At 72.2% G+C, this 9,054-nt stretch carries 8 protein-coding genes and 1 pseudogene; 1 reads left to right on the top strand and 8 read right to left on the bottom strand.

What is annotated here, in order from left to right; translation table 11 throughout:
* Nucleotides 1–1,025 (bottom strand): carboxyl transferase domain-containing protein (locus ABYE80_RS12560; RefSeq protein WP_372790628.1); only part of this gene is annotated, 1,025 nt, incomplete at its 3' end.
* A 30-nt stretch (nt 1,026–1,055) separates the two neighbouring features.
* The gene (locus ABYE80_RS12555; protein WP_372790627.1) at nt 1,056–2,366 is read right to left on the bottom strand and encodes a DUF2254 domain-containing protein; all 1,311 of its coding nucleotides are present in this window, start codon (nt 2,364–2,366) and stop codon (nt 1,056–1,058) included.
* 97 nt (nt 2,367–2,463) lie between these two features.
* Between ABYE80_RS12555 and ABYE80_RS12550 the strand changes: the two genes are divergently transcribed.
* Nucleotides 2,464–2,787, top strand: coding sequence for a GNAT family N-acetyltransferase (locus ABYE80_RS12550; RefSeq protein ID WP_372790626.1), 324 nt, complete (start codon nt 2,464–2,466; stop codon nt 2,785–2,787).
* Between the two features lie 9 nt (nt 2,788–2,796).
* Here the strand turns inward: ABYE80_RS12550 and ligD are convergent, their stop codons facing one another.
* The 6 genes and pseudogenes from ligD to ABYE80_RS12520 all read right to left on the bottom strand — a co-directional run.
* Nucleotides 2,797–3,861, bottom strand: a complete 1,065-nt coding sequence (gene ligD, locus ABYE80_RS12545) for a non-homologous end-joining DNA ligase (RefSeq protein ID WP_372790625.1) — start codon at nt 3,859–3,861, stop codon at nt 2,797–2,799.
* A gap of 71 nt (nt 3,862–3,932) precedes the next feature.
* Nucleotides 3,933–5,408, bottom strand: a complete 1,476-nt coding sequence (locus tag ABYE80_RS12540) for a flavin-containing monooxygenase (protein ID WP_372790624.1) — start codon at nt 5,406–5,408, stop codon at nt 3,933–3,935.
* 45 nt (nt 5,409–5,453) lie between these two features.
* Nucleotides 5,454–7,826: a CARDB domain-containing protein gene (locus ABYE80_RS12535; protein WP_372790623.1), complete on the bottom strand. Its 2,373-nt coding sequence runs from the start codon at nt 7,824–7,826 to the stop codon at nt 5,454–5,456.
* Nucleotides 7,827–7,948: 122 nt separating this feature from the next.
* Entirely contained in the window at nt 7,949–8,116 is a 168-nt protein-coding gene (locus tag ABYE80_RS12530) for a hypothetical protein (protein ID WP_372790622.1), read from the bottom strand.
* A 100-nt stretch (nt 8,117–8,216) separates the two neighbouring features.
* On the bottom strand, nt 8,217–8,831 hold the full coding sequence (locus ABYE80_RS12525) for a TetR/AcrR family transcriptional regulator (protein WP_372790621.1): 615 nt from the start codon (nt 8,829–8,831) through the stop codon (nt 8,217–8,219).
* 14 nt (nt 8,832–8,845) lie between these two features.
* Nucleotides 8,846–9,054: pseudogene (locus ABYE80_RS12520) on the bottom strand (phosphotransferase); the annotation flags it as partial.

Raw genomic sequence — 9,054 nt, 5'->3', positions numbered from 1 at the left:
GTGATCGCGCCGGCCGCGTACATCGTGTTGTTGGCGATCACCCCGACGGGACGGCCGTCGATCCGCGCGAGCGCGGTCGTCATCTCCGGTGCGAACCGCTCACGCAGGAACGTCACCGAGTCCTCGTCGGCGAGCGTCTCGATGATCGGACCGACCTTGTAGGCACGGCGCTCGCGCTCGGGGACGAGATCGCGCAGCCGCGTCTGGTCGGGCACGACGACGGGGGGCGACGGCGCGCCCGGCGTGCCGTGGGTGAAGTACCCGAGCAGCCGCTTCGTGACGGCCACGGCCTGCGACTCGTCGGCCACCACCACGTCGATGACCCCGTTCTTGGCCTGGACCTCGACCGGCCCGACGTCGTCGGGCTCGACGTGGCCGAGCCCACCGCCCGCGATCATCGCCGGACCCCCCATCCCGATCGACACGTCCTCGGTGGCGACGATCAGGTCCGAGCAGCCCGCGATCACGGCGTTCCCGGCGAAGCACCGCCCCTTCACGATCGCGATGCGCGGGACGTGCCCCGACAGCCGCGCCCACAGCGCGAACGCGCGGACCTGCAGCGAGGAGACCACCGGGTAGTCCGTGTCACCGGGGCGTCCGCCGCCGCCCTCGGCGAAGAACACGGTGGGCAGCCGCATCCGCTCGATCAGCTCGAACAACCGGTCCTTCTTGAGGTGGCCGAGCGCCCCCTGCGTGCCGGCCAGCACGGTGTAGTCGTAGGACAGCACCGCGCACGGGACGCCCTCGATCTGCGCGGTGCCGGCGACCAGGCCGTCCGCCGGCGTGCGCTCGATGAGCTCCTGGACCTCCCGCCGGCCGCGCTGCGCGGCGATCGCGAACCGGCCGTACTCGACGAACGTCCCGGGATCCACCAGGTCGGCGACGTTCTCGCGCGCGGTCCGTCCACCCGCCGCGTGACGCTTGGCGACCGCCTCGGGGCGCGCCGCGTCCTCGGTCAGCGCCCGCCGGCGCAGCAGCTCCGCCAGGTCGTCGCGCGGCGCATCCTCGCTCGTGGGGTCGGACATCGCCGGGAGGCTAGACGAGCGCGCCGTCGCTCAGCCGGCGGCGTGAGCGATCCGGCTCATGGCGGCGTCGATCATCTCCCGGTCGCGGCTGCCACCTGCCTCCTCGCGGGCGCGCGCGCCGATCGCGGCCGCGACCGCGCGGATGCTGCGCAGGCGGTCCTGCGCGCCGCGACGGTGGGCGACCTCGGCGCACGCCCCCAGGGCGTCGAGCAGCTCCCGGGCCACCCACGCGTCGCCCTCGACGTACCTGCTGATCTGGACGAGCAGCTCCAGGTACTCCTCGTAGCGACGCTGGAGGAGCACTGCGGTCAGGTCGTGCTCGGGGAAGCGGCGCACACCGGGCGGCTGCGCCCGATCGGTCACGCGGACGAGCAGCGCACGCAGGTAGCCGATGCACGTCACCGCCGTCATCGGGTCGTTGATGCCCGGAGACATCGCCTTGAGCGCGGTGTCCGTCAGCTGGCGCAACCCGAAGTGCACGTCCTGGGCGAGGTCGCGCTCGCTCGTGACCGCCACCGCGTCCTGGAACGCCGCCCGGCAATCCTCGGCAGCCTCGGGCGGCCACACCTCGATCACCGTCGTCTCGATGCTGACGAAGTCCCCCGGCCGCACGAGGATCGCGAAGCGCTCGGCGCGTCCGGCGACCCCCGCCACCAGATCGTCGAGCCCGACCCGCTGCACGAAGCCCGGCCGCCTGGCCATGACGCGCCCACCCGGGTGTCCGCGCCACGAGGCGAGGAGGTCCTCGGCGTCCTCCTCCTGCGCGGGGACCCCGTAGTCCTCGGGGTACAGCGCGTCGGTGCGCGCCAGCGTCTCGTGGGTGATGCTCGCCGTGACGTGCGACACCTGGATCAACTGGGTCACGTGATTGAGGAACACCACGAGCAGCACGACCGCGGCGATGCCGAGCAGCGAGGCGAGCGTCACGCTCAGGCGCGGCACGAACGAGGCGTCATCGAAGGAGCCGACCGCGCGCAGCACGAGGATCGCGTAGACGAAGGTGCCCACGTAGGTCCCGATCGTGACCTGGGTGAGCCGGTCGCTCGAGAACGTCCGCAGGATCCGGGGGCTGAACTGACTGGCGGCGAGCTGCAGGACGACCATCGTGATCGAGAACGTCAGACCGGCGACGGTGATCAGCGAGCCGGCGATGACCGAGAGCACGGTCCGCGCCGCCGGACCGTCGCCGGCGAACACCGCGCTGGCCCCGTCGAGGTCGAGGTCCTTGTCGATCTCGACCATCACGATGCCGAGCACCCCGAACGCGATCACGATCAGACCGGGCACGAACCCGAGGCTGCCGGAGACGTTCAGCCAGACGTTCTTCGCGCGGTTGACCATGCCGCCATCATCACCGATCCCCGCACCCACCCCGCGACGGGGCGCGCGAACCGCCGGCAGGAGAGCGGCCGGCCGGTGCCTGGTAGCGTCGCCGGCCATGGCCGATCCCGTCATCACCGAGCATCCCGAATCCTCCCGCTGGGAGGCTCACGTGGACGGGGAGCTCGCCGGCTTCGCCGAGTACTCCACCGTCGGCTCACGCATCATCTTCACCCACACCGAGGTCCTGCCCGCGCACGAGGGTCAGGGCATCGGAGGCGCCCTGACCCGGGCGGCGTTGGACGCGATCCGTGACCGAGGCTCCGAGGAGATCGTGCCGATCTGCCCCTTCATCGCCGGGTGGATCATGCGCCACCGGGAGTACGCGCCGCTCGTGACGCCGGCGCTGCGGCGGCAGTTCGAAGCGCCGTCCGAGGGGTGAGCGGGTCGCTCAGTCCCGCGGGCGGTCGCGGTCGCGGCTGGGCTGCACCCGCTTGGGCTCGCCCGGCATCTTGGGGTAGTCCGGCGGGTAGGGCATGTCGCTGAGCCCGTCGCCGGTGTCGCGCTCGTAGAGGTCCAGCAGCGGCTGCAGCGAGTGCTGGACGTCGTCGATGGCCGCGTGGACGTCACCGCGCTCGGCGAACCGCGCCGGCATGGTGGCGGCGGTGAAGTCCTCCGGCGCCACGTCGGGCAGCTCGTCCCACTCCACGGGCGCGGACACCGGCGCCCCCGGCCTCGGGCGGATCGAGTAGGCCGAGGCGATGGTGCGGTCGCGGGCGTTCTGGTTGTAGTCGACGAACACGCGCTCCCCCCGCTCCTCCTTCCACCACTTGGTGGTGACCTCCATCGGGGCCCGGCGCTCGAGCTCACGCCCGAACGCGATCGCGGCGTGGCGGACGTCGGTGAACGTCCAGCGCGGCTCGATCCGGACGTAGATGTGCACCCCGCGTCCTCCCGAGGTCTTGGGGTAGCCGACGTAGCCGAGCTCGTCGAGCAGCGTCCGCGCCTCACCCGCGATGCGCACCGCGTCGGCGAAGTCGGTCCCCGGCTGCGGGTCGAGATCGATCCGCAGCTCGTCCGGGTGGTCGACGTCGTCGCGCCGGACGGGCCAGGGGTGGAAGGTGATCGTCCCCATCTGCGCCGCCCAGCCGACCACCGCGATCTCGGTCGGGCAGACCTCGTCGGCGTGGCGCCCGGACGGGAACTGGATCCGTGCGGTCTCGACGTAGTCGGGAGCCCCCCGCGGGATGCGCTTCTGGAAGAACGCGTCCCCACCACCCTTCTCCCGCGTGGAGAGCACGATCCCCTCGTGGACGCCCTTGGGCCAGCGCTCGAGCGTCGTGGGCCGTTCGCGCAGCGCGCGCAGGATGCCGGACCCGACCGCCAGGTAGTACTCGACGACCTCGCGCTTGGTGAGCTGGGGCGTGGCGTCGGTCGCCGGGAAGATCACCCGGTCCGGGTTCGAGACGCGGAGGGCGCGCCCGTCGGCGTCGAGCTCGATCGCGGGAGAGGCCACGGCGTGACGCTACCGGGTCGCCCCGGCCGCCCGACGGCGTCGCGCTCACCGGACCTGCCAGGGCGATCGCGCTACGCGGCGGCGACCTCGCGGCGCGTGGCGCTGCTCGCGGTCTCGTAGTCGGCAGGATCGAACCGCGACAGGAGCCGCTGGAACTCCCACGTCGTGCCGGGCCACAGCACGGACGAGCCACCGTCCGCGTCCAGATACCAGCTGCGACACCCGCCGACGATCCACACGGTCGACCCGAGACGCTCGTTCACGTGGGAGACGAACCGCTGCTGTGCCTCGGGCCGCACGTCGATCGAGCCCACCCCCGTGCGCTCGAGATGTCGGATCGCCTTGAGCGCGTACTCCATCTGCGCCTCGGCGTACAGCAGCGCCGAGGTGTGCCCCGTCGCGGAGTGCGGCCCAGCGAGCATGAAGTAGTTCGGGAAGCCCGAGACCGCCGTCCCGAGGTAGGCGGCGCGCCGCTCACGCCACAACTCCGCGAGCGTGACCCCGTCGCGGCCCCGGAGCGGGTCGGCGACCGGCAGGATCTCGAATCCCGTGCCGAGGATCAGCGTGTCGACCTCGTGCAGCCGCCCGTCGGCCGTACGGATCCCCTCCGGGACCACTTCGGCGACCGCCGAGGTGACCAGCTCGACGTTCGGCTGCGCCACCGCCGGGTAGTAGTCGTCGGCCACGATCATCCGCTTGCAGCCGGCGCGGAACCGGGGCGTCAGCTTGTCCCGCAGGACGGGATCCTTCACCTGCCGTCGCAGGTGGGCCTTGGCGAGCGCCTCCACACCGAAGCTCCAGCGCGGGCTGCGCAGCAGGACGCCGAGCAGCTCCCGGTACACGAACTGCCGGCGCCGCACCAGGCGCTGCAGCGCCGGGAACCGGCGGAACAGGGCGCGCTCGAGGCGGGTCAGCGGCCGGTTCATCCGCGGGATGACCCATCCCGGCGTCCGCTGGAAGAGGGAGAGGTGCGCCACGTGCGGCTGGATCCCCGGCACGAACTGGGCGGCGGACGAGCCCGTGCCGATCGCGGCGACCCGCCTGCCCGTCAGATCGTGGTCGTGGTTCCAGCGGGCCGAGTGGAAGACGGTCCCGGCGAAGGTGTCGAGGCCCGGGATCTGCGGCGGGATCGGGTTGCTGAGCGGCCCCATCCCCGAGAGCAGCACCTGCGCCTCGACGTCCCCGCCGCTCGTGCGCAGACGCCAGCGCTGCGTCGCATCGTCCCAGTCGCCGCTGAGCACCTCGTGCCCGAGACGCAGGTTCTCGCGCAGCCCGTGCTCGTCGACGAGACGCCGCAGGTAGGCCCACAGCTCGCCCTGCGGCGCGTACACGGCGCTCCAGTCGGGGTTGGGAGCGAACGACAGCGAGTACAGGTGCGACTGCACGTCGACGGCGCACCCCGGATAGCTGTTGTCCCGCCAGGTGCCGCCGATGTCGTCGGCCCGCTCGAGCACCACGAAGTCGGTGATGCCCTCCTGCCGCAGCCGAACGGCCATGCCCAGGCCGGAGAACCCGGCGCCGATGATCGCGATGCGCGTCCTCTCCATGGTGCGAGCGTAACGTTCGGCCCCGGTGCGGGCCGCGCCGCGGTGTCAGCAGACGACGCCGAGCAGCTCGCGCCGGTTGTTCGTCTCGTCGGACTCCGCGACCTCCAGCCCGGAGTCGGCCATCGCGCGGTAGTCCCCGCCACAGCTGGTGCCCGAGTAGTACCGGACCGTGGTCGAGACGCCGGCCGCGAGGCCGGGGACGCGCACGGCGCCCCACCCGGTCACCGTGAACGTGAACGCTCCGGCCGCCCCCGTGCCCTGGTTGCGGATCGTCGCCTCCCGGATGCCGAGGTCGGTGATCACGAGATCCGGCATCGGCGTGGGCTCCGGTGTCGGGGTGGGCGTGGGCGTGGGTGTCGGCTGAGGACCGGGCTCGGGGGTCGGCGTGGGTGTCGGCTCCGGCGGCGGTGGGGGTGTCGGCTCCGGCGCCGGTGCGGGGGCGGGCAGCGGCGGGGGCGTCTCGGCGAACGTCGTCAACCGGTAGGTCAGCAGCGCGCGGTCGCCGTTGCCCATCGACAGGCGCCCGCTGAGACGCGCACCGCCCTCGACGAGCCGCCGCTGCTCGGTCCCCATGAGGTAGGCGATCGGCGCGGAGGTGTGACGGTCGTAGGGGTTGATGTCCCCGAGGTCGTTGCGACCGAAGTCGTCGTCCTTGAGCTCGAGCCAGACCCCGATCACGTCGGCGGTGCGGTGGTCGCGTACGACGCCGGGCGCCGACCAGACGCGGCGGTTCTTCTCGAGCCAGCGGTTGATGGCGCGGTTGCGCAGGAACGTGGTCCCGTTGACCCGCAGCGTGACCCCACGCAGGAACCAGCCACCGGCAGGCCCGTCCTTGGACTTCTCGATGACCACGCGGTCGATGTCACCGACCGTCAGCCCGGCCTTCGTCGCCGCCCCGATCGGAACGCTGTAGGTGTCGTCGTCACCCCGTTCGAAGTCGTTGTAGGCCCGCTTCTCGAGCGGGAACCGCAGGTTCCGGTTGATCCGCAGGTACACGTCGTCGTCGGTCCCCGCGTAGCGCTTGTCCCCGGTCTCGATCCGTACCGTCATCGAGGTCACCGGCATGCTTCGGCGCTGGAACGTGGGCACCGAGCGGATCCAGGTGAACGGTGCGTAGGGCCGCGGGAAGATGAAGCTGTCCTCCCCGTTGATCGTGGTCGACGCGAACGACTGCCCGTCGATCCGGGCGTTCGCGTAGATGTCGGCCTCGCCGACCGGATCACCGAGGCCGATGCCCCGGTACAGCGGGATCTCGAGCTTCACGAAGCGGGTGAGGGCCTGGATCGTCCGGCTCGACGGCAGGTCCGGCAGGTCGCGTGGCACCGGTTGCGGGTACTCGCGGAACGCCCCGATCATCGCGTTGAACGCGCGCCGGTAGCGCGTGGGTCCGCGGTCGTGGAAGTCGCCCAGCGCGATCCGCAGGCTCGTGATGCTGCCGGCCTTCCCCGTGCGCACACCGCACTTGAACGGCACGCAGGGCTCGCCTCCGCCCTGCCAGTGCCCGCTGTGCTCGGAGATCTCCTGCGCCCCGGTCACGTCGTGGGCGAGCTCGGCGGTGTACGGGAGGTTCATCGCGCGCTGCCACAGCGGCTCGTTGGCGACCCAGGTCCTCGCGGCGCGGATCCACTGCCGCGACGCGAAGTACGCGCTGACGTACGCCTCCCGGTACTTCGGGCGGCCGGGCCAGTCCTTGTTGAGACCGGCGAGGAGCGAGCGGTTGTCGTTGGAGCGCCAGTGACCGTGGCCGCGCGGAATGCCCTTGACGCCCGTGAACACCTCGAGGTCCCCGACCAGCGTCGCGCGGACCTCCGGTGGGACGTCGAACCACGTCGGCGCGCTGCCGTAGCCCATCGTCGCGATGGCCGGGCCACCGTACCCGCGAACCGTGTTGCGGTCCTCGACCCAGTTGCTGTGCGTGTAGAAGTCCTGCACGGCGTGCAGCGACGCGCCGAGGACCGCGAGCATCCGCAGCGGGTCGTTCTCCTGCGCGGTGGATCGCAGCCACTTCCGGGTGAGGAACATCAGCCGCTGCCACTCCTGCTCGACGCCCGCGGTGGTCGAGAGGTCGGGCATCCCCGGCAGGCGTCGCTCGGCGTCGAAGTGCAGTCGGCGTGCCGCCTCGACCTGGTAGTCCGGCCAGGACTCGCGGGACAGCCCCAGGCGCGTCAGGCCGACCAGCGCGTGCGCGTGACCGGAGTACGGGTTGTCGTCGGGGTTCGTGTAGTAGTCGACGAACCAGTTGTCGACCATCGCGACGTCGGCGCCCGCGCGACCGAAGCCCTCCGCGGTCATCGCATCGCGGGTCATGTCCGCGTGCGGCCCGGTGTCGAACGCGACCGCCTGGCCCGGCCCGATGATCAACGCTGTCGCGACGACGGTCGCGGCACAGGTGACGGCCCGGGTCACGCGTGCGGCCATGCGCAGGACCATCCCACCAGGGGTGGGCCACGTCAACGACCGCCGAGACAGGACTCCGCGGACCGGCGTTACCGGCCGCCGTCGCCGGGCTCAGCCGGCGCGGGCTCGAGTGGCCCGTGCGCTCAGGCGCCGCGATCCGGGCAGCGCAGCAGCGACTGGCGCACGAGATCCCGCTGTGAGCTCGGGCGCTTGGCGGAGATCGGCGTCACCGGTGGGGGTGCTGTCCCCTTGCGGCCGTCCGTCTGCCCCGCCGCCACGTCGTGCCCCTTGGACGGATGTGAAGGTTCCACGTGCCAGAAGGTAGAGCTTCCGGCGGTCGCAGCCATCGCTCACCGGGGGGAGATGCCCCCGTCGGAGGGGGGAGACAGCCGTCGCGAATCCGTTGTGACGTCAGGTCGGGAGGCCCAGAGCGGTCCACGTCGCGGCGGCGACGCCGCGGGCGAACGCCGCGTCCGCCGACGGGGGCGCCGTGGCCACGTGGTGGGCGATCGACCGCTCCGTGCCCCAGACGATCATCGACGCGGTGATCCGCGGGTCCCCGTCGGCGGCGCTGCGTCCCGCCCGGCGATCGCGACCGATCCGCCGCCGCAGCACGTCGGCGACGTCGTCGATCCGCCGGTGCCAGAACGCGGCGACCTCCGACTCGTAGGCGGCGACCTCCACCAGCGCCTGCAGCAGCGGCGCATGCGCGCGGTACTCCGCGATGAGGTCCTGCACCACGGCCACGTGCTCCTCCCGTGTGCCGTCGTCGTCGCCGGCCCAACCGGCGGCACGGGCGAACAACTCGGCGGTGGCCGTCTCGGTGAGCCGCATCAGCAGGGTGGACTTGTCGGGGAAGTGACCGTAGAACGTGGTGCGGGCCATCCCCGCCTCGTCCGCGATCCGTCCCACCGGCAGGGCCGTGAACGACTCGCCGTCGGTGAGCAGGCGCTCCACCGCCCCGAGCACCTGCTGCTCGACCGCCGCGCGCCGGGATCGCGTCGTGGCGCCGGAGCGTCGGGTCACCGACGGCACGTCGTTCAGGCCTCCTCGCGCTGGACGCGGTTCCACTCGATCCAGCCGACGCCTGCGCGCCCGTCCCTCGCGGTGCACCGCGCCATCGCCCGCGGGAAGAACGACACGCGTCCATCGGGTGCCTCCAGGCGCAGCGCGCCGAAGGCGATCGGCTCGATGTCCAGCGTCAGGTCCATGGGGCCCGCGACGATCTCCGCGCTGCTCGGCAGGCCGT

Origin of the sequence: Paraconexibacter sp., assembly GCF_041602235.1 — a bacterium.
GTDB lineage: Bacteria > Actinomycetota > Thermoleophilia > Solirubrobacterales > Solirubrobacteraceae > Paraconexibacter.
This window is presented reverse-complemented; position numbering and strand designations above follow the sequence as displayed.